Origin of the sequence: Pseudoalteromonas sp. SK18 (assembly GCF_001974855.1) — a bacterium.
GTDB lineage: Bacteria > Pseudomonadota > Gammaproteobacteria > Enterobacterales > Alteromonadaceae > Pseudoalteromonas.
This window is the reverse complement of record NZ_MTQB01000002.1, coordinates 77792-98029: the sequence shown is the minus strand read 5'-3', so window position 1 is coordinate 98029 and position 20238 is coordinate 77792. Positions and strand designations below refer to the sequence as shown.

Annotated in this window: 14 protein-coding genes; 6 read left to right on the top strand and 8 right to left on the bottom strand. The window is 39.9% G+C overall.

Going from position 1 to position 20238, the window contains the following annotated elements:
- Positions 1 to 149: 149 nt before the first annotated feature.
- From BW139_RS02290 to BW139_RS02280, 3 genes are all read left to right on the top strand, one after another.
- Positions 150 to 2519: a GGDEF domain-containing protein gene (locus BW139_RS02290; RefSeq protein ID WP_076918521.1), complete on the top strand. Its 2370-nt coding sequence runs from the start codon at positions 150 to 152 to the stop codon at positions 2517 to 2519.
- A 535-nt stretch (positions 2520 to 3054) separates the two neighbouring features.
- A complete protein-coding gene (locus BW139_RS02285; RefSeq protein WP_008466215.1) occupies positions 3055 to 3942 on the top strand; it encodes a LysR family transcriptional regulator in 888 nt (295 codons plus the stop codon).
- 54 nt (positions 3943 to 3996) lie between these two features.
- Positions 3997 to 4761: a YdcF family protein gene (locus BW139_RS02280; RefSeq protein WP_076918520.1), complete on the top strand. Its 765-nt coding sequence runs from the start codon at positions 3997 to 3999 to the stop codon at positions 4759 to 4761.
- Between the two features lie 121 nt (positions 4762 to 4882).
- Here BW139_RS02280 and BW139_RS02275 read toward each other — a convergent pair whose 3' ends face one another.
- Both BW139_RS02275 and BW139_RS02270 read right to left on the bottom strand, forming a co-directional pair.
- Complete coding sequence (locus tag BW139_RS02275; RefSeq protein WP_076918519.1) at positions 4883 to 5458, bottom strand: DedA family protein; 576 nt, start codon at positions 5456 to 5458, stop codon at positions 4883 to 4885.
- 210 nt (positions 5459 to 5668) lie between these two features.
- Positions 5669 to 6421, bottom strand: a complete 753-nt coding sequence (locus BW139_RS02270; RefSeq protein WP_076918518.1) for a Nif3-like dinuclear metal center hexameric protein — start codon at positions 6419 to 6421, stop codon at positions 5669 to 5671.
- Positions 6422 to 6571: 150 nt separating this feature from the next.
- Here BW139_RS02270 and BW139_RS02265 point away from each other — a divergent pair, with 150 nt between their 5' ends.
- Positions 6572 to 6934: a hypothetical protein gene (locus tag BW139_RS02265; protein ID WP_008466207.1), complete on the top strand. Its 363-nt coding sequence runs from the start codon at positions 6572 to 6574 to the stop codon at positions 6932 to 6934.
- A gap of 146 nt (positions 6935 to 7080) precedes the next feature.
- On the opposite strand, the gene BW139_RS02260 is transcribed toward BW139_RS02265, so the two are convergent.
- The 6 genes from BW139_RS02260 to BW139_RS02235 all read right to left on the bottom strand — a co-directional run bounded on the left by BW139_RS02260 (position 7081) and on the right by BW139_RS02235 (position 18071).
- The gene (locus BW139_RS02260; protein ID WP_076918517.1) at positions 7081 to 10254 is read right to left on the bottom strand and encodes an amidohydrolase family protein; all 3174 of its coding nucleotides are present in this window, start codon (positions 10252 to 10254) and stop codon (positions 7081 to 7083) included.
- 99 nt (positions 10255 to 10353) lie between these two features.
- Positions 10354 to 11178 carry a M90 family metallopeptidase gene (locus tag BW139_RS02255; protein WP_076918516.1) on the bottom strand — a complete coding sequence of 275 codons (825 nt, stop codon included), beginning with the start codon at positions 11176 to 11178 and terminating at the stop codon, positions 10354 to 10356.
- A 94-nt stretch (positions 11179 to 11272) separates the two neighbouring features.
- A complete protein-coding gene (locus BW139_RS02250) occupies positions 11273 to 14155 on the bottom strand; it encodes a ligand-binding sensor domain-containing diguanylate cyclase (RefSeq protein ID WP_083708639.1) in 2883 nt (960 codons plus the stop codon).
- Positions 14156 to 14265: 110 nt separating this feature from the next.
- Positions 14266 to 14928, bottom strand: coding sequence for a CatA-like O-acetyltransferase (locus tag BW139_RS02245; RefSeq protein WP_076918515.1), 663 nt, complete (start codon positions 14926 to 14928; stop codon positions 14266 to 14268).
- Between the two features lie 152 nt (positions 14929 to 15080).
- On the bottom strand, positions 15081 to 16121 hold the full coding sequence (locus tag BW139_RS02240; RefSeq protein WP_076918514.1) for a Glu/Leu/Phe/Val dehydrogenase: 1041 nt from the start codon (positions 16119 to 16121) through the stop codon (positions 15081 to 15083).
- Between the two features lie 423 nt (positions 16122 to 16544).
- A complete protein-coding gene (locus BW139_RS02235) occupies positions 16545 to 18071 on the bottom strand; it encodes a fumarate hydratase (protein ID WP_008112774.1) in 1527 nt (508 codons plus the stop codon).
- Positions 18072 to 18237: 166 nt separating this feature from the next.
- On the opposite strand from BW139_RS02235, the gene pabB reads away from it, so the two are divergent.
- Complete coding sequence (gene pabB / locus BW139_RS02230; protein ID WP_076918513.1) at positions 18238 to 19596, top strand: aminodeoxychorismate synthase component I; 1359 nt, start codon at positions 18238 to 18240, stop codon at positions 19594 to 19596.
- Complete coding sequence (locus tag BW139_RS02225) at positions 19589 to 20164, top strand: CoA pyrophosphatase (RefSeq protein WP_076918512.1); 576 nt, start codon at positions 19589 to 19591, stop codon at positions 20162 to 20164. Before pabB ends, BW139_RS02225 begins: the two co-directional genes overlap by 8 nt.
- Positions 20165 to 20238: the final 74 nt, after the last annotated feature.

The window sequence follows — 20238 nt, the reverse complement described above, 5'->3', positions numbered from 1 at the left end:
GGGCTTATTAAAAATAATCCTTAGATACTAAATATAAAGTAAGCTTTACACTTTATAATTATCATTTAACGTTTTATTTTGTAGAAAAGTTAATATTAGGTTAACGTATGTACCTTTAATAATAATTATAAGGCCTTCCATAGCTGCCTATGTCGAACAATATCGATACCTCTAAAGCGCTCGAAACTAAAACAGACCAATTGAGTATAATCAATCAGTTTTCATCAAGCTTATTGCAACTGAATACGTTAGAAGCGCTTTTTAGTTATGTCACGACGCAGGTCGTTAATCGGCTTGGATTTGTCGATTGCGTTATTTACTTAGCAGATGACAACCAGTCTTTGCTAAATCAAGTGGCTTCTATGGGTATTAAAAACGGACATATTAGCTACCAATCTGAGCGCAAAATTATTCGCTTTAGCGAAGGCATAACAGGCTATGCGGCATCCACAGGGCAAGCATTAATAATTGGCGATGTAAATAAAGACAGCCGTTACATAGCTGATGAGCGTCCAGCTCAATCAGAAATATGCGTACCCTTAATATATAAAGATCGTGTTTTAGGAGTTATCGATTGTGAGCACCCAATAAAAAATTACTTTACTAGTTCACATTTAGAAATATTAACCACAGTCGCTCACTTACTCAGTGCAAAAATAAATCAGGTCAATACGGTTAATAGCTTGCAAGATACTGTAATGCAGCTCAACAATGCACAAAAATTAGAAAGTAGCCTACTGCAAATAGCTAACTTAACCTACAAAGCACAAAATTTAGACACCTTTTTTCAATCCTTACACGTAATCATTGACAGCTTATTGACAGCGAGTAACTTTTTTATTGCGCTATACGACAAAAAAGAAGACGCACTCGACTTTGTTTATACCGTTGAAGGCGGTGTACAAACAAATACCCATAAAATAATATCCAAAGATCAACTAAAAGAAACGGCCTCTTATTATTTGCTGATTAATGAACGACCATTACTACTTAATAAACAGCAATACCTTGAACATATTACACAAGGACATTTTAAGTTAGTAGGTGAACAAGCGGATTCATGGTTAGGTGTGCCTTTTAAAGTTAATGAGCGTATGAGTGGCGTTATTGTCGTACAAAGTTATGACGAACAACATTACTACAATGAGCATGATAGCTCGTTGCTAACCTATGTAAGTCGACAAATAAGCATGGTTATAGATAGGCATTTAGCCCGCCAAGAACTTGAGCACAAAGCGCTGCACGATGAACTAACTGGCTTGGCAAATCGTTCTCTACTCATAGAAAGAATGAAGCATGCGATTTTACGCCTAAATCGCGCTAAAAAAGGGACTTTTCATGCCCTGCTCTATCTTGATTTTGACCGCTTTAAAAGTATTAATGATTCGTTAGGTCACGAAGTAGGCGATCATTTTTTAATTGCTATATGTAAGCTTATTACTCAAACCGTGCGCAATACAGATACCTTTTCTCGCTTAGGTGGCGATGAATTTGCTATTTTTATGGAAAATCTAAGTCATCGTGACCAAGTAAACGATGCCCTGACTCGTATTAAAACCGCACTGTCGGAACCCGTTAATATTGATGGCCATTTACTTCAGCCCTCTACCAGCATTGGCGTAGCATTTAGTGACAATGTAGACGACGAAGCATTTGTATTATTACAACAATCAGATGCCGCTATGTATGAAGCAAAATCATCAGGGCGTGGCCAAGTTAAATTTTTTAATAATGTGATGCGCAATAAGCTAAAAATGCATGCAGATCTTGAAAACGATTTACAACACGGTATTGAGCATAATGAATTTGAACTGTATTTTCAGCCTATCTTTACTATTAACAGTGGCGAGGTTATAGGATTTGAAGCTCTCGTACGTTGGCATCACCCAAAAAAAGGGTTTGTATCACCTAACGACTTTATTCCGATTGCAGAGAAGACTGGGCAAATTATTAATTTAGATTTGCATTTACTTGACCTCGCAGCGCAACATATTGCTTTATGGCAACAGCAAGGTCATCGCTTTTTACGTGTCACGGTTAATGTATCGTCTCGGCATTTTGCCAGCTTAGAGTTTGTAGAACAGCTTCATGCTATTTATAAAAAACACCAACTGCCTTTAGGTTCATTGTGCCTGGAAATAACAGAGTCGGGCTTAATTGAAAATTTAGAATTAGCGACACAAATTATACAAGGGTTATCGCCATTAAAAGTATTACTTTGCTTAGACGATTTTGGCACTGGCTACTCTGCCTTAGGCTACTTGCACCAACTGCCTATTCATGTACTTAAAATTGATAAAAGTTTTATTGATAATTTAAAAACCACTGCAAACCCGTTAATAGATGCTATTTTAACCTTGGCTATTTCGTTAGAGCTTATTGTTATTGCAGAAGGAATAGAAACCGCTGAGCAACTTACAATTTTACAAAAAACCCAATGTGATTATGGGCAAGGCTTTTTAAAATCAAAACCTGTTACAGCAACAGAGGCTATCTTACTAATACACACCCCTCTTTAATAAGCTAAGCACAGGTAAAATTTACAACCAAATACTCAGGTTTAAACTGACGGCTGTGCTTACCCGCTTTTATACTCTATACAATGCATTTAATCAGGCTTGTAACAGCAGCTAATGAAGTCTTAATAATAACCTCATCGGCACTTTTCAAAATGTGAATAATCGCTAAACATGCACAGCTTAATCACCGTATAACCAAGCGACCCTAATCTGTTCTTAATTTCTGTTTAACCATTAAAACCTTAATTATGCAGTGCAGCGATGTAAAGTTTCGGTATAAGTCATTAGATAATATTAAAATAAGGCGTTCATCATCAAGCCTTACAAACACCTCCATTAAACATGAGCTAAATTCAACAATAAACAAAAAACAAAACATCATTTGACTATACAAAGTTAATAAATTTAATGTTTACCGTAAAAAACACGCCAAATTTAATTTTTATAGCCATCCAGACGTTGAAACGTTTTTTGCAAAGGCGTAGTATGTAGTTAATCTAAGCAATACTCACCATACCCATGAGATTTATTAAAGATGATTGACATTAAACACCTAAAAACTATAGCGACCCTTAAAGAAACGGGATCGTTAGTTAATACAGCCCGCGAGCTATTTTTAACTCAGTCAGCTTTATCACATCAAATCAAGGATTTAGAAAATAAATTAGACTGTCAGTTGTTCGAGCGAAAAACTCAACCCGTCCGATTTACACCTCAAGGTATGTTGTTACTTGAATTGGCACACGACATATTACCTAAATTAGAAGCAACTAAATGCCGATTAAAAGAAAGTTTAAATCAGCCAATATCACAGTTGCGTCTAAGCGTAGAATGTCATGCCTGTTTTCATTGGTTGTTGCCTACTATTAAAGAGTTTAATAATTTTTGGCCTGACATAAAGATTGATTACGAGCGTGGTTTTAGCTATGACGCTATTCCAGATTTACTCGATGATGAATTGGACTTAGTGCTTACATCGGATGTTCGCGACCCAGACAAACTAGAATACGCCCACCTGTTTGACTTTAAACTTAAGCTTATTGTGGCACCGGATCATGACTTAGCTAAAAAAGCCTATGTAACTGCGCTTGATTTAAAAAATGAAACCATTATCTCTTACCCTATCCCGCGTGAGCGCCAAGATATATTTAAGCATTTCATTCAAAATGCACGTTTTGACGGCACACTAAAAACAGTTGATCAGGGCCTACTTATATTTCAGTTAGTCAGCGCTGGAATGGGGGTTGCGGCCTTACCCGATTGGCTGGTTACCCCATATGAGAGCCAAGGGCTAATTAAATCAATTCCACTTGGCGCACTTGGTTTAACCCGTCCTATGTATTTAGCGATGAAAAAAGAGATGAAAGACAATCCTGTTTACCGTCATTTTTTAAACACCTGTAAATTAAATAACGGTCGATAAATCCAAAACTTATGAGTAACATGCTGGTAAATATATTCAACCGTGTTACTCATTATGTTTGAACTTAAAAAAATACTGGGCGGCTTACTTATGCCGTTACCATTACTGGGCTTGCTTAGTCTAATACTACTTATTTTTGCACTCAAACAACGAAAGCTTGTTATTACCTTATCTTTTTTGAGTCTCGCGATCTTATTACTTGCCAGCACGCCCTGGGTTGCCAACTTATTGATTAAACATAATCAACCTACTTCATTGGCTTTTAATTTCCTTAAGCACCCCAAAATAGACAAAATTGTGGTGCTTGGCTGTGATATAAACCCTAACCCGGCACTCAGCGCTAACAGTCAGCTAGGAAATTGTGCATTAACACGTTTAGTGGAAGGCATTAGGCTCGCAAATATATATCCGCAAGCTCAGTTAATTGTATCGGGTGGGGGTTATGAAAAAATCACCAACAGTGCACTTATGTATAAAACGGCAATTAGCTTGGGTATTAATAAAAATCGTATTGTACAAAATCCAAACGCAATGGACACAGCGCAAGAAGCTGCATTTTTAGCCTCAAAACTTGTCGACTATAATACCGCTTTAGTTACCTCTGTAAGTCATATGCCCAGAGCAATAAATTTATTCAATGCACAAGGTGTAGCAGCAATCCCTGCAGCAACTGACTACCACAACTTTGCCGCTTACTCGTGGTACAAGCAACTCATACCCAATGCAAAAGCATTATTAGTGGTAACTCAATTTGCCCATGAAGTTTTAGGTGATGCATGGATAAAAATACGTCGTACAATAAATCCTGAAGCTCTTTGATTTATTAAATCTTTATTTAAGTAAATATATTATCCCCCTGAAAAACTGCGGCAATTAGTTTATTAACAGGGGGATATTAAAAAATAAAAAACACGATCAGCTATAAACAAGCCTACATTTGTTATTGTTGACGAGTTTTAACCTCTGCAGCTTGGTTCCAAAGACGATACAGTGTGAGCAAGAATACACAAAGAAATAATAAACTGAGGGCTGTTAAGTTCTCAACCCCAAAAGAATCAAAGGTAGCGCCAAAAGTGAAGCCTCCACCAACTAAAATAACGACCCAAGCCAGTGCAGAGCATGCATTTAATAGGCTAAAACGGCGCCAACTAATCGAGGTGAGCCCAATCGGGAGAGCACCAATAGTACGAAGCCCTTTTGGATACCGATATAAAAAAATGTAGGCAGTGCCATAACGATTTGCAAGCTCAGAGGCTGTTTTAAATAACCGACCTAGTCGGTTTTGCTTTTCAAGCCATGTAGTGCCATATGTTCTTGCGAGAGCAAATCGTAATTCATCCCCCAAATATCCGCCCATAAAAGCTGCCAGAGCAACATAGCCAACATCAAGTGCACCGGTATATGCAGCATAGCCTGCAAATAAGGGTAACCACCCACTTTTTAAAGCACAATAACCAAAAAGTAACAGATAAACCAACAACCCATATTGCTGTATTAAAGCTAACATGCCTTCCATTTTATACCTTTATGTTGAATTGCCTGGCGGCGAGAAAATAACATTTTAATTTAAACGGGATAATTGCAGCGAAAGATCTGTTATGTACCAATGGAATAGAAGCTTCCTGTGGCTTGATAAAGTAGTTAGTTATTTTGAAGATTTTAAATAACCTACTCAGGATAAATGATGAGTAGGTTACATTAATGACATTGCTTTTACGGCAAGCGTTTACACAGGGTTATCTATATCAATAAATGTTACGTCAAAACCATATTGCTCTGCGAGAAGCTCTCCCAGCGCTTTAATACCGTATCGCTCGGTGGCATGGTGGCCTGCAGCAAAAAAGTCGATATTTTGTTCGCGTGAACTGTGAATAGTTTGCTCTGATGCCTCACCGGTTAAGTAAGCATCTAAACCCTGCTCAGCCGCTAAGTCAATATACCCTTGCCCACCACCAGTGCAAAGCGCAATGGTTTCAATTTTATCATTACGCACTAAACTTGTTAGTGGCTCGCGATTGAGTACTTGGCCTATTTTTTTAGCAAATTCGCACCCCGTTATCGGCGTTTTTAACCGCCCTTTCATCGCGACACTGTTGTTAATTGGCTCTAAACCCGCCTCAATTTCAATATCGAGTAATTGCGCCAGTTGAGCGTTATTGCCAATTTCAGGGTGAATATCTAATGGTAAATGATAAGCAAATAAATTAATGTCGTTAGCTAAAAGCGCAGCCACACGACGTTTTTTCATGCCTGTGATCGGTTGCGACTCACCTTTCCAAAAATAGCCATGGTGTACCAAAATAGCATCCGCATTTTTTTCAATAGCGGCATCAATAAGCGCTTGGCTTGCTGTAACACCAGTTACTATAGTACGTATTTCATCTTTACCTTCCACCTGTAGTCCATTTGGGCAAAAATCCTTAATAGTGTCTGGTTTTAACAGATTGTTTAATAATTGATTAAATTCTCTACGTTGCATATAACTCACCTTACTTTGCACTGAATTTTGTGCAAATTTTGGCGGTTATGCGTTAAAAATGAAAGGAAAATCGCAAAAAATTGAAAAACAGTTCTAAAATAGGTATAAATACCTCTTCTTTATCTGTGTAAACAACGTATAGGGTCTCTGATGAGCAAACTAGACAAAACAGAAGTGTTATCTGCCTTTGAAGCTGCATATGAAGCTGCCAACGGTAAAAAACCTGAAATAACAACTAAACCTGGCTGGTACAGCATTGATGGCGGCAAGAATATGCGCCTAGCTGATGTAGCAGAGCTAACTGAAGAATTAAGCTCTGGTAAGTCTACAAAAAAAGCTGCAGTAAAAGCACCTGCTAAAAAAACTAAAAAAGCTGCTCCTGTAAAAGCACAGAAAAAAGCGCCTTTCACCGTAATCACTGAGAACGAAGAAGGTTACACAGCAGAAGAGCTTTGGATAGTAGAGCTTGCTCGTAAAGATCACGACTGTCGCCTACCGCGCGGTGTAGTGTAATTTACTGAGTGCTCAGTTTAAAAGAAACCGCGTTAAGCGGTTTTTTTATGTCTTATAACTTAACTTAGTTAACCACAAAATAATAAGGCAAATACAGCATAAAAAAAGCGGCTAAATAGCCGCTTATTAACTAAAAAATAGCTGCATTATTCAAAAAATAATGGTTCACGTTGTTTTTTACCAACTTCGTTCATGGTTGCTGCGTCGAACAAGCGGCCGTTGATCATGGTGTAATCAATTTTGTCTGAATCACGAATGTTTTCCAGTGGGTCGCCATCAATAACCATTAAATCTGCCAGCTTACCAACCTCTAATGAGCCTACGTTTTTATCTAAGCCTAGGTATTTGGCAGGATCGAGCGTTGATGCTCGAATAGCCTCAAGTGGCGTCATACCACCTTGAGCAAACATCCACATTTCCCAGTGCGCACCTAAACCTTCGCGTTGGCCATGTGCACCTAAATTAACCAGTACGCCTAAATCTTGAAGTTCAGCTGCCACACGCGCATTGTTAAAGTGGTTATAGTGATGATCAGGCGCTTTAACACGACGCATTGAGCGTGGTAGTAATTGGTTTTTAGGCACAAATTTACTTAATCGAGGATGATTCCACACATCAGTTTTATCGTACCAGTAGTTTTCACCCCAAATACCGCCATAAGCAACCACCAAAGTAGGTGTATAACCTACATCACTTTGTGACCACAACTGTTTAATATCATCATAAATATGTTCAACCGGAATGGAATGCTCAATCCCTGTATGCCCATCAACAACCATACTCAAGTTATGTTGTAATAATGAGCCCCCTTCTGGTACCACCATCATTTCAAGTTCACGACCAGCCTCAATCACTTGCTGACGCTGCTCTCTGCGAGGTTGGTTATAAGATTTAACACTAAACGCCCCTACTTTTTTCAAACGCTCTAAATGAAATTTAGCGTCATCTAATGAATCAATATGCGAAGTATAACCAGGCATATTCGCGCCATATAAAATAGTACCGGTAGAGAAAATACGCGGGCCGACAATCATACCGGCTTTTTGCATTTCACTGGCAGTGAATATTTCAGTGGTGTCGTTTGATGGATCGTGGATGGTAGTAACACCGAGCGCAAGGCCTGCAAAATTTTTCCAGTTTTGTTGTGGGATAATTTCATCACTTGCTTGTGAGCCATGCGCATGCGCATCAACCATTCCAGGCATAATTGTTTTGCCTGTTACATCAACAACCTTAGCATTTTTTGGAATGCTAATATCTGCAGCAGAGCCAATAGCTTTGATATGCTTACCATCAGTAACAATAACGCCATTTTCAATGACTTTTTCGCCGTCCATGGTAATAATTTTTGCGCCAGTTAAGGCAATCATGCCTTCTGGTTCAGCCATTTTTTTACTAAAACCAATGTTAGTCCCGCTTTTGACTTTAACGTCTTGGTCATCGGCTTTATTAATAGCAAACATTCCCTCTAAGCTAGCATGATATAGCTCAGGGCCAAGTGTCCAATAGAGTTTATTGCTGTTGGCACTCCAGCTAATATTTTCACCAGCACGAACAGATAATTGCTCAATTGGAAATTGGCTGTCTTTAGGCCCAATATTAATGGTTTTACCGCGCTCAACAAACGGTGTTACAAACACTTTAAAGCGCTCTGCAAATGCTAAGTACTCACCATCAGGTGAGACCCTAAATTCAGTGGCATGCTCTGATTCATAGAGTTTGCGCACTTTTTTACTTTCAAGCTCAACCACACTCAACGTCGGTTTAGGCCATGGGCTCATAATATAAACACGATCATTGGCACTGCCAAACTGCGGTTGGTAGCCACTTTTAGAAATTAACTCACTTTTACCGCCTTTAGCACTGACACTGTAAACCCCAGGATGCAGTGACCATTTAGGATTTAAAATGCTGCCGCCGCTGGCTTTACGATATACCACTGTTTTGCCATCTGGACTAAAGGTAGGCTCTACATATTTACCCGGTTCGTCGGTAATCGTATCGCCGCGACCACTGCGTGCAGAAACAACGCGCACTGTCCCTTGTTCATTATCGTCCCACGTGGTGTAGACAATTTTTTTACCATCACGAGAGTACTGTGGAAATAACTCATAATGATCGGTTTGCTTGGTTAAACGTTTGATTTTTCCTGAGTCTAAATCGCGTTTATAAATATGACCCAGTGCTTCAAAAAGTGCTGTTTCACCATCTGGGCTAATTTGTACATTTCGCAGCATTTTTACATCAAACTCTTCAGTATCGATATTTTGAGTAAAACGCACTGCTTTTTGAATTTTTTTCGTGGTATCTACTTTGAATGCAATATCGCTGACAGATTTATCATCGACATTGAGTTTATGAATGGTGCCACCAGCCCAAAATACTAGCTCTTCGTTATTAGGTGTCCACGCAATTGTTGGGTATACCCCATGAATAGCCCACGTTTCTTGCATATCGCGCTCTAGCTTGTCATATAGCTTGGTATGCTCACCACTGGTTAAGTCGTATAAATACAAGCTAGTTTGAAAGTCATCGCGCTTTATATAAGCAAGTTTTTTACCATCAGGTGACGGGGTCGGTCTGATTGCCCCACCCATACCACTAATAATCGTTTCTATTTCACCCGTTTCGCGGTCATAACGCTTAATTTTATAAATACCCGCAACCGAGTCTTTTGAATAATGAAAGGTTTTACCTGGGGTTGCATCATGAGAAAAATAAACATAACGACCATCAGGTGAAAACATCGGCTCACCTAAATCTTTTTGATCGTTTTCACGCTTAGTCAGTTGAACCCCTTTACCACCCGCTTTATGATAAAGCCATACTTCACCCGCGCCTAAAGAGCGACTAGCGGTAAAGTGCTTACGCGCAACTAAATAATCGCCATCAGGGCTCCACGCCGGACTATTAAGTAAACGGAACGTTTCGTCCGTTACTGCGGTTTGGTTCTCGCCATTAACGTCCATAACCCAAATATTATCACCGCCACCTTGGTCTGAGGTAAATGCGATATGTTTACCATCGGGGCTAAAACGCGGCTGCATTTGCCATGCGATATCTGAGGTTATTTGAGTGGCTTTACCACCACTCATTGGCATAGTGTAAATATCGCCCAGTAAGTCAAATACTAAGGTTTCTCCGTCAGGGCTTATATCTACATTCATCCATGTGCCTTGTTGCACACTAATTGATGCATCTACAAATTGTCCTTTTGGTGAATCAACTTGCCATTTTGTTTCATCTGCTTGCTCTGCGTGTACTTGGCCTAATGCCAATGAAACCGATAACGCAAGCGCTGTTTGCAGCATTTTTTTCATGCTTATCTCACTTATTATTGTTGCTGTGTGTTGCTCTATTACATGATTGCAACAAAAACGCTAGCAAGTTACCAGCGTAATAGGATGAAGTGCATAAAATTAATGCCAAACGATAGGATCAAATTGATAAAAATCCACCAGCAGACGGTAAATCTCGGGGTCTTCACGGCGTAAATCCGCAGGTTTCTCTAAAAATGTTTCGGTGATCACCGCAAAAAATTCAGCCTCATTTGTAGCTCCGTAACTATGAATAACATGTGGCATGCTATACGCTACGTGCGTTTTTAACTGCGAAAATGCTCGGCTAAATACCTTGCCCCATTGTTGATATTCAGCCTGCGATGAAAGCAGTGGCGTGCCAGTGGTTTTACCGGTTTCTTGATCAAGTTGATGCGCAAACTCATGAAACACTAAATTATGCCCATCACTGGGTAAGCGATTACCCTCAAGCACATCATGCCAGCTCAGCACCAGCGTGCCTCCTGGCCACGACTCACCTTGCCTTACGGTATTATGAAAACTAACAAGGCCAGCGTTATCACGACTCGACTGAGGCGCATAATAGGCGCTAGGATAGAGTAAAATTTCTTTAACGTTTTTATACAAAGGCCAGGGCTTGTGCAATACCAGCAGACAAGCATCAGCGGCAATAATCAGTTTCATTGGCTCTGTAAGTTTTAAACCATCGCAGCCAACAAAACGTTTTTCATTTAGAAACCATACAATATGAGATGCTAACTTGGCTCGCTCTGCATCAGTCATTTTGTTATAGATTGGCATAGCCCGTATTAACAGCGCATGCTGTTGTGGGCTTAATGATAAGTTACTGTATTTACGGCGCCATAGGGTATTTTGAATATCAGACCAACGCCAAAAAATGGCTATAAATACAATTAAAACAAAAATTAATAGCGCATTTATCATTGGCTCACCCTAAGTCAAACCATTTAGCTTTAACGCTAAAACACCGCGTCCTCGATTATTTAAATAATATGGGTACTGAAGAGCTGTTTTTCAATCACACCACTTCAGTTCGATTTCGGCCATTGTTTTTGGCTTTATACAAAGCTTGGTCAGCATGTGATAATAACCGATCGTAATCATCGACGTTATCTGAGTCAGAAACACCAAAGCTCACGGTTACGCTAAGCCCCTGGGCAATAGACGAAAAATCTTTATTTTCGATTTCTTTGCGTAATTGCTCACATAACTGCTGTGCTTGCACAGTATTCATGTCAGGAAATACAAATGTAAATTCTTCGCCGCCCCAACGAGCCACTTCTTGTTCGCCTTCACAACGCGCTTTAAGAATATTGGCGACTTCGCATATAACCTGATCGCCAATCAAATGAGACCAGCCATCATTAATTCGTTTAAAGTGGTCAATATCCATAATTGCAATCGCAAGCGGGGTATTACGCGCTTTAAAATCTGCAAAATTGTCGGCCAACCAACCATCAAATGCCCGACGGTTAGGTAAGTCAGTGAGCTGATCATGCGTGGCTTGATAAGCAAAGGCACTTGCTTGCTCTTGCAGTGCTTGAGTTTGCTTCACCACTCGGCTGGTTAATTCTTTTTCTACTTGTTTATAGTGGTACAAGCGATAACGATATGCGCTGTATATAACAACAACAAAAATAAAAAACACTAATAACTTAAAGCTGGTTTTTTGCCAAAAATGCGATTGAATTTCAAAATGAATCACTTTGTCATTTTGCTGCCAATCGGTATTAGGGTAGGCAGAACGCACTGCAAATGAATATTTTCCCGCGGGTAAATTAGTATACTCAGCTGTCGCAATGTGCAAACGATCGACCCATTCATCATTAAAACCTTTCATTTTTGTTTGAAAGTTTAATCGCTGCGGCATAATAAAACTTAAGCCCGCATAATGGAACGACAGCCGTGTAACTCCAGGTGGCAAAACAAGTGTTTCACCATCAACAGGCAATAACATGGGTTTACCATCTACAGAAAAACTTTCTACAATAGTTGGTAACGGTATCTCGGTGGCTTCTTTTAATCGCGCGGGTTTAACCGTACTCACCCCTTTTGCGGTGGCAAACCAAATAGTACCATCTGAATGCGCTGTAGCCGAAGGCGTTGACCCTCCATTGGCTTGCGCACTGAGCATGCCATCGCCCTCATCGTATAATTGAAAAGCTAGCGTCTGACTACCTTTTGTAGCTGAATCTAATAGCTGATTAACCTGCTTATAATTAACTTCAATAATGCCACGGTTACTTGATAGCCAAAGTGAATCTTTAAAGGGCACAATTTGAAAAAGCTTATCGACCGGTAATCCTAGCTCTCGCCCTAAAATAGTCATATGGCCATTTGAATGTTGATAACGCAATAAACCTCTATCGGTCGCCATCCAGGTATATTTATCGTCAATATAAAAGCCAAACGCATATTTAGCCGAAAACGCTTTAGGGAACTGAATTGGTTTAAATTTATCCGTTTGGGTATTGTAAACTACTACGCCATTGCCAGTGCCTATCCAAATATTAGCCCTCTTATCCTCACTCAAAGCTAGAATAAAGCCACTCGGTAACTCTTTCTCATTAGTAAATTGCACTAAACTGCCGTCGGTATTAACTCGCGTTAACCCCATGGCTGAACCTATCCATAAACGATTTTTTGAATCAAAAAGTAACGAGCGTACTTCATTACTACCAAGGCCAGTATCACGATTTAAGTAAGGTACAAGCTCGTTATTCACCACCTTTAACACACCTGAAGTATAAGTACCGACCCAAACATCACCTTGGCTTTGTTCAAGTAAGCTCAATACTGAATAAGGAGAGCCTTGTTTAGTCCCTTTAATTTGGGTAATTTTATTATTTTGCAGCCGATCTAAACCTGTACTCCCGCCTATCCATAAACTGCCATCAGAATGTGAAAGTACCGTTCGTACGTAGTCGCCAGATAAGCCTCGCTTTTTTCCCCACGATGAAAACGGGGCTTCTCTTAATCTAAATACACCCGCGTTGGTACCTACCCAAATACTGTTTTCTCTGTCTTGCAATAACGACAATATGCGGTTTGCAGGTAAGCCATTTTTAGCATCTAATTGTTCTATGCCATCAACACTAAGCCTAAATACCCCTTTATTAATAGTGCCAAACCATAAATCACCATGGTTATCTTCTAATAAACTAGAAATTGACTCAGCACTAAGCTTTGGATGGGGTGACTCGAACACATTGCCATTTAATACTCGCGCACCTCTTTCACTACCAATAACAAGGCGTCCTTCACGGGTAATCAATAGAGTATATACAGGTGCATCTGGCAAACCATGGTGTGGAGTCATCAATTTAGCCGTGTAGTTAACTATTTTATACAGCCCATCACTGGTTGCAGCCCATATAGTGCCCTGCTTATCTTCAATTATTCGGTAAGCACTGACGTTTTGTATTATTGGGATATCTTGAGTGCTTTTGGCAGGTCGATAAAACACACCATCATTTTCAAGTGCCAACCACAAATCCTCGTTTTTACTCTTAAATACGTGATTAACCATTGCTTGGGCATTAGGTTGAGTGTCCCATTGTCGGTGCTGATATAAACTAATACCGCCGCGCGCTCCGGCTATGAGTAAGCCGCCATCGGATGTGGGGGTAAGCGCACGTACGCCTGAGTCAGGCAAATCGGTAATTTCTGAGCGGGTAAATAGTTTAAATTCTTGACCGTTAAAGCGGGCAAGCCCTTCCCAAGTACCTACCCATAAATAGCCATCTTGTGTTTGTGCAAGGCTATTAATGCTATTGTGAGGAAGGCCCGAACGGGTATTCCACGTTTCAAAAAAATAATCGCGCAACGGCAGGCGAGTCTGTTGCTGAGCATCAACAGTAAAAATCACCAACAAGAAGCATAAAATCACCAAGCGATTCATCAGACACTGCCTTTATAATTATTAGTTTTTATATTTGAGTAAATTCAATGTGAAAATTTAATTAAAAAACATCACCAACAAATAATAACATAAGATTTACAACTTTTTCATTAAGTATTATCACTTAAACTATCAAATGTATGTTGTAATTGTTGGATGAACTTAGCCACATGTAGTCCATCTAGTAACGCATGATGAACATCAATGGAGAGTGGCATTTCGCCGGTATTAGGGTTGTATTGGCCGAACACAAATTTAGGAATGCCACAGCTTTGACCCTGGGTAAACGCATGCGAAAAGCTACTAAAGTTTAACCAAGGTAAAACAGAAACGTGAATTAAATCAGCTTGCCCTTCTGTTGCCGCAAAAGCATCAGAAAACAACGGGTTTAACTTTGCTTTATGACTAATCGCTTTTGCTTTATTTGCAAACTCATTTAACGAGTTATGTTGTTTGAAATAACTAAAACGAAACGAATCATCATCGGCAAGCTCAACCACACTCGCGCGCGTGGTGTTTAAATAATAAGGTTTTTGATTAACAATACGCAGCATCATCGGCTCATACTCATGACATGCTTTTAATAAGCAATAAACATAACCATGAAAAAAAGCACGATTAGTTTGTTTACACGCGGTATATAACTTTTTAGCACTGAGCTTTACACACACATTAAAATAAGGCTGAGTGAAGTTTTGAAACAATTCAAAATGTTGTTTGCGCGGCCACTGATCAAAATCAATAGCCCGAAGAGATAAATCGGCAGAAGACATAAAGTATATACACAGAGCAAAAGTAAAATTTTACCTCGCTTTGCCTATATTCGCATTAATTAAAATGATGCTTTAGGTGTAGTTATACCAAAGTCTTATATAGGCATAAAAAAAGGAGCGATAGTCGCTCCTTTTTTGAACCGTGTGAAAACTTAAAGTCCGTTTTCAATAATTTCTTGAGCAAGTTCATCAGCAATTAAATGCGTTGATTTTTGCTCTTTTTCACTGCGTGTAAAGATTTCAGCTAATGTATCGAAAATCTTCTCTACGTGTTTATTAGACGCCTCTTTACTGTAACCTTCAGGTGCTGTTTCGTAATACACGTTAATAATACCGCCTGCATTTATTACATAATCTGGTGCGTATAAAATACCTTTTTCACGTAAAATTTCACCATGGCGTGACTCTGCAAGCTGATTATTTGCACAACCTGCAACAATTGTTGCTTTTAAACGAGGGATTGTTGTGTCATTGATAGTGGCACCTAACGCACAAGGCGCATATACATCAACATCTAAGTCGTATATTTCATCAATACCAACCGCTGTTGCACCAAAGTCGTTTACTACACGCTCAACTGCAGCTTGGTTAATATCGGTAACAAATAATTCTGCACCAGCTTCAGCCAAGTGTTTACACAAGCCATAAGCCACTGCACCTAAACCTTGCACAGCCACTTTAATACCTGAGAAATCTTGAATGCCGCGTTGATGATGGAGCGCTGCTTTCATACCTAAAAACGTGCCGTAAGCTGTAAATGGCGATGGATTACCACTTTTGCCTTCAAGGCCTAGCACGTAGTTTGTTTCTTTGTTCATTAAGGCAACATCATCACAGGTGATGTTTACGTCTTCTGCTGAGTAGTAACTGCCATTTAAACGCTCTAATTGACGACCAAATGCACGAAACAGCTGTTCAGATTTGATCTCTTTTGCATTACCAATAATAACTGACTTACCACCACCAAATGGCAAGCGTGCCACAGCATTTTTATAGGTCATCCCTTTTGATAGACGCAGTACATCGTAAACTGCATCCTCATCGTTGGCATAATCCCACATTCTACAACCGCCTACAGCTGGGCCTAAGTTTGTGTTATGTACCGCAATAATGGCCTTTAAACCAGACGCTTTGTCTGAACAAAAAACCACTTGTTCATGGTTATCAAATTCAACTTGATTAAATACAACCACTTTAAATACTCCGAAAATAATGAGCCCTTTTGGGCAAGCACGCTACAAATTGACGAGACTTTATCACTTCAGATACTGGTTCGCTATACTATGAGTAGATAAACCAAATAAACCGCACTCAACTGAAAAACAAAACGACTTATTGCGATAAAAATGCATAAAAAAATCAATAATAATCATTTCATTAAATATAAAAGCTAAAAACACCACCGCAATTAAAGTTTACGCTTACGTGAACGTCACTCTAAATTTATATGTAAACTTAATCGTACATCTTGAAAAAGAACACTAGCTCATAAAATACAATGGCTTATACAAAAACTGCCTATGTAGCACAAACTGGTCTGAGGTGTATAAGTATCTGCAAATTTAAAAATAAAAAAACGAGCACAGGGTGCTCGCTTTTATGATTACTTCGCAAATTTACTTCATTTTGCTGTCTAGTTCTTCAATTTTTGCTTTCCAAATTGCAGGACCTTGGGTGTGGGCATTTGCACCCTCACTGTCAACGGCAACCGTTACTGGCATATCTTCTACTTCAAATTCGTAGATAGCTTCCATACCTAAATCTTCAAACGCAACAACACGTGCTTTTTTAATTGCTTTAGATACTAAGTATGCCGCACCACCTACAGCCATTAAATACACTGACTGATGCTTTTTAATAGATTCAACCGTTGCTGGGCCTCGTTCAGCTTTACCAATCATTCCCACGATGCCTGTTTTTTCTAACATCATGTCGGTAAATTTATCCATACGAGTAGCCGTTGTCGGGCCAGCAGGACCTACTGCTTCATCGCCTACTGCATCCACAGGACCAACGTAGTAAATAAACTTGTTATCAAAATCAACACCTTCAGGTAAACCTTCCCCTGAGTTAATCATATCTTGCAGACGCTTATGAGCAGCATCTCGACCCGTTAAAATAGTACCTGATAGTAAAACGGTTTCACCCATTTTCCATTCTTTAGTGTCTTCTTTAGTCAGGGTATCCAAATTAACACGGCGTGTGCCCTCACCGACTTCGAAAGTCACTTCTGGCCAATCTTCCAATTTAGGTGCTTTTAAATTCGCAGGGCCTGAACCATCAAGCGTAAAGTGTACGTGGCGCGTAGCAGCACAATTTGGGATCATAACCACTGGCTTTGAAGCCGCGTGAGTTGGCGCCGTTTTAATTTTAATATCAACAACCGTGGTTAAACCGCCAAGGCCTTGCGCACCAATACCTAACTTATTAGCACGTTCAAAAATTTCTAAACGCAGCTTTTCTTCTGTTGTTTCTGCGCCGCGCTCAATGAGTTCATGAATATCAACCGGATCCATTAATGACTCTTTCGCCATTACCGCTGCTTTTTCTGCAGTACCACCAATACCTATGCCTAGCATACCTGGTGGACACCAACCCGCACCCATTGTTGGTAACGTTTTTTCTACCCACTCGGCCACATCGTCAGATGGGTTTAACATCACCATTTTACTTTTGTTTTCTGAGCCGCCGCCTTTAGCAGCCACCATCACTTCAACTTTATCGCCTGCAACTAAGTCAATGTGTACCACTGATGGCGTATTATCTTTAGTATTTTTACGTGTTCCCGCAGGATCAGCAACAATCGACGCGCGCAAGGGGTTATCTGGATTTAAGTACGCACGGCGCGTTCCCTCATCAACCATTTGTTGTACTGTCAAGTCGGTTTTATCCCAATTAACATCCATACCTACTTTTACAAAACAGGTGATGATCCCGGTATCCTGACACAGCGGACGCTTACCTTCTGCCGACATACGCGAGTTAATTAAGATTTGTGCAATCGCATCTTTAGCGGCTTTGCTTTGCTCTTTGTTATACGCTTTTTCTAGCGCTTGAACAAAATCAAGAGGGTGGTAAAACGAGATATATTGCAAGGCATCTTCGATGCTATCAATAAAGTCTTGCTGACGAATTGTACTCATAGTGGTTCCTTAAGTTGTTGTTACGCACGCTGCACGTAAGCTTTATCAAACCCATGACGGTGGTTCGAACTGTTTTCAACCACAGCGCTCACTAAACGCTGCCAAAAAAATTTGACTTATGATACCCTCCCAGCCCGTTTCGAGCCAGTTCTTAAAGGGGTAGTAAATGCTAAACAATAAAAAAAATTGTGTTGAATTAGCCATATCACAAAATTGTATAGAGGTATTTTCGCATTTTGCTCATTTACCCTACGCTATTTTGCTAGATTCGGGTGATAGCGATCACATTAACAGTCGTTTTGACATGATTGCGATTGAACCTCAAAGCACCCTGGAAGTTAAAAATAATCAAACTGTTTTTAATAACCAAGCGAGTGCTAAAAGCTGCTTTGAAATAATGAACGATGAATTAGCAAAGCTTGATATAACAAAAGCCGCTAACAATTTACCCTTTAATGGTGGCTGGCTTGGTTACTTTGGTTATGACTTAGGGCGTACCATAGAGCAACTGCCAAGCAGTGCTTTAAACGATATTGATTTACCACAAATGGCCGTTGGACTTTACCTTGATGCACTGATTTACGATAAACAACTGGATACTTGGTTTTATGTTTCGCAGCCCAATGTAAATCGTCTCTCGCTGTATCAGCAATATTTAATGCAACCACCTAAGCACGAAAGCTTTTCGCTTACATCACAGTGGCAGTCAAATATGAGTCAGACAAGTTATAGCGAAAAATTTGCCGCCATTGAAGAATACTTAAAAAGTGGTGATTGTTATCAAATTAACCTAGCTCAGCGTTTTAGCGCACATTACCAAGGCTCTCCTTGGGCGGCTTATGTTAAATTAACGCAGGCCAATAAAGCCCCTTTTTCTAGTTTTGTTAATCACCCACAAGGCGCTATTTTATCAATATCACCCGAGCGTTTTATTGCAGTGCACGACAACAAGGTAGAAACAAAACCTATTAAAGGCACGCTACCACGTAAAGCCGATGCTTTAGAAGATGCCAAACAAGCCACATTACTGGCAAACTCCAGTAAAGACCGCGCTGAAAATGTCATGATAGTAGACCTGCTACGAAATGATTTAGGTAAAGTCGCAAAACCGGGCTCTGTTGTTGTGCCTTCATTATTTGCTATTGAAAGTTTTCCGGCGGTACACCATTTGGTAAGTACGGTCACCTCAACCCTTGATGAAGGAAAAACGGCAGTCGATCAGCTTGAAGCCGCATTTCCTGGAGGCTCTATTACTGGCGCACCCAAAGTACGCGCAATGGAAATAATAGAAGAGCTGGAGCCACACAGACGCAGTATTTATTGTGGCTCTATTGGCTATATCAGCGCCTGCGGTAATATGGATACCAGTATTACCATTCGAACTTTAGTTACTCATCAACAACAAATACATTGCTGGGCTGGCGGTGGCATTGTTGCTGATTCAAAAGTCGAATTGGAATATCAAGAAACATACGATAAAGTAAATAAAATACTCCCTATATTAAATGAAGGTTGCTTTGAATAGTGAAACCATTTCGGCTCGTTTTCAATTAAACCGCAGTTTAGCCGTGGATCAGCTCAAAGACAATAAAAAAAAGCGCGCCAGTGCAGTGATGCTAACTTTGATTGATATAGATAACGAAGCACATGTTTTATTGTGTAAGCGGCCAACCTATTTACATCACCACCCTGGGGAGATTTGTTTACCGGGTGGTAAATTTGAAATTAATGATGTTAACCTGCGCACCACGGCACTGCGTGAATTACATGAGGAGCTAAACATTGCCCCGCATAATGTTCAAGTTTTAGGCCAGCTGCCCCAATACTCTACCCTTACTGGATTTACTATACGTCCTTTTGTGGGCTTAATTAAAAAAGAAACCGTATGGGAGAACGATCACAACGAAGTACAAGCCAGCTTTTTACTCTCTATAAAAGCGCTGAACAACGAAGCTAATTGGCAACCAATCCCCTTTGAACGTAATGGAAGAGCCCTAACTTTAAATGGCTTTATCACTCCTCACGGGCTTTTGTGGGGTGCCACAGCCAGCATTATTAAAAACTTTACAAAACAACTCGCCATACCAGTTTAAATCTTTGCTAATAAGGGTTACACACCTGGATTTCCACGTTATTATAGTCGACCGTTCAAAGAACAGCTTAATGC

Coding starts and splice junctions, on each gene's coding strand:
- BW139_RS02250 (WP_083708639.1), bottom strand. CDS start 14,155: ATGAATCGCTTGGTGATTTTATGCTTCTTGTTGGTGATTTTTACTGTT.
- BW139_RS02290 (WP_076918521.1), top strand. CDS start 150: ATGTCGAACAATATCGATACCTCTAAAGCGCTCGAAACTAAAACAGAC.
- BW139_RS02235 (WP_008112774.1), bottom strand. CDS start 18,071: ATGAGTACAATTCGTCAGCAAGACTTTATTGATAGCATCGAAGATGCC.
- BW139_RS02255 (WP_076918516.1), bottom strand. CDS start 11,178: ATGATAAATGCGCTATTAATTTTTGTTTTAATTGTATTTATAGCCATT.
- BW139_RS02245 (WP_076918515.1), bottom strand. CDS start 14,928: ATGTCTTCTGCCGATTTATCTCTTCGGGCTATTGATTTTGATCAGTGG.
- BW139_RS02265 (WP_008466207.1), top strand. CDS start 6,572: ATGAGCAAACTAGACAAAACAGAAGTGTTATCTGCCTTTGAAGCTGCA.
- BW139_RS02260 (WP_076918517.1), bottom strand. CDS start 10,254: ATGAAAAAAATGCTGCAAACAGCGCTTGCGTTATCGGTTTCATTGGCA.
- BW139_RS02285 (WP_008466215.1), top strand. CDS start 3,055: ATGATTGACATTAAACACCTAAAAACTATAGCGACCCTTAAAGAAACG.
- BW139_RS02275 (WP_076918519.1), bottom strand. CDS start 5,458: ATGGAAGGCATGTTAGCTTTAATACAGCAATATGGGTTGTTGGTTTAT.
- pabB (WP_076918513.1), top strand. CDS start 18,238: ATGCTAAACAATAAAAAAAATTGTGTTGAATTAGCCATATCACAAAAT.
- BW139_RS02270 (WP_076918518.1), bottom strand. CDS start 6,421: ATGCAACGTAGAGAATTTAATCAATTATTAAACAATCTGTTAAAACCA.
- BW139_RS02280 (WP_076918520.1), top strand. CDS start 3,997: ATGTTTGAACTTAAAAAAATACTGGGCGGCTTACTTATGCCGTTACCA.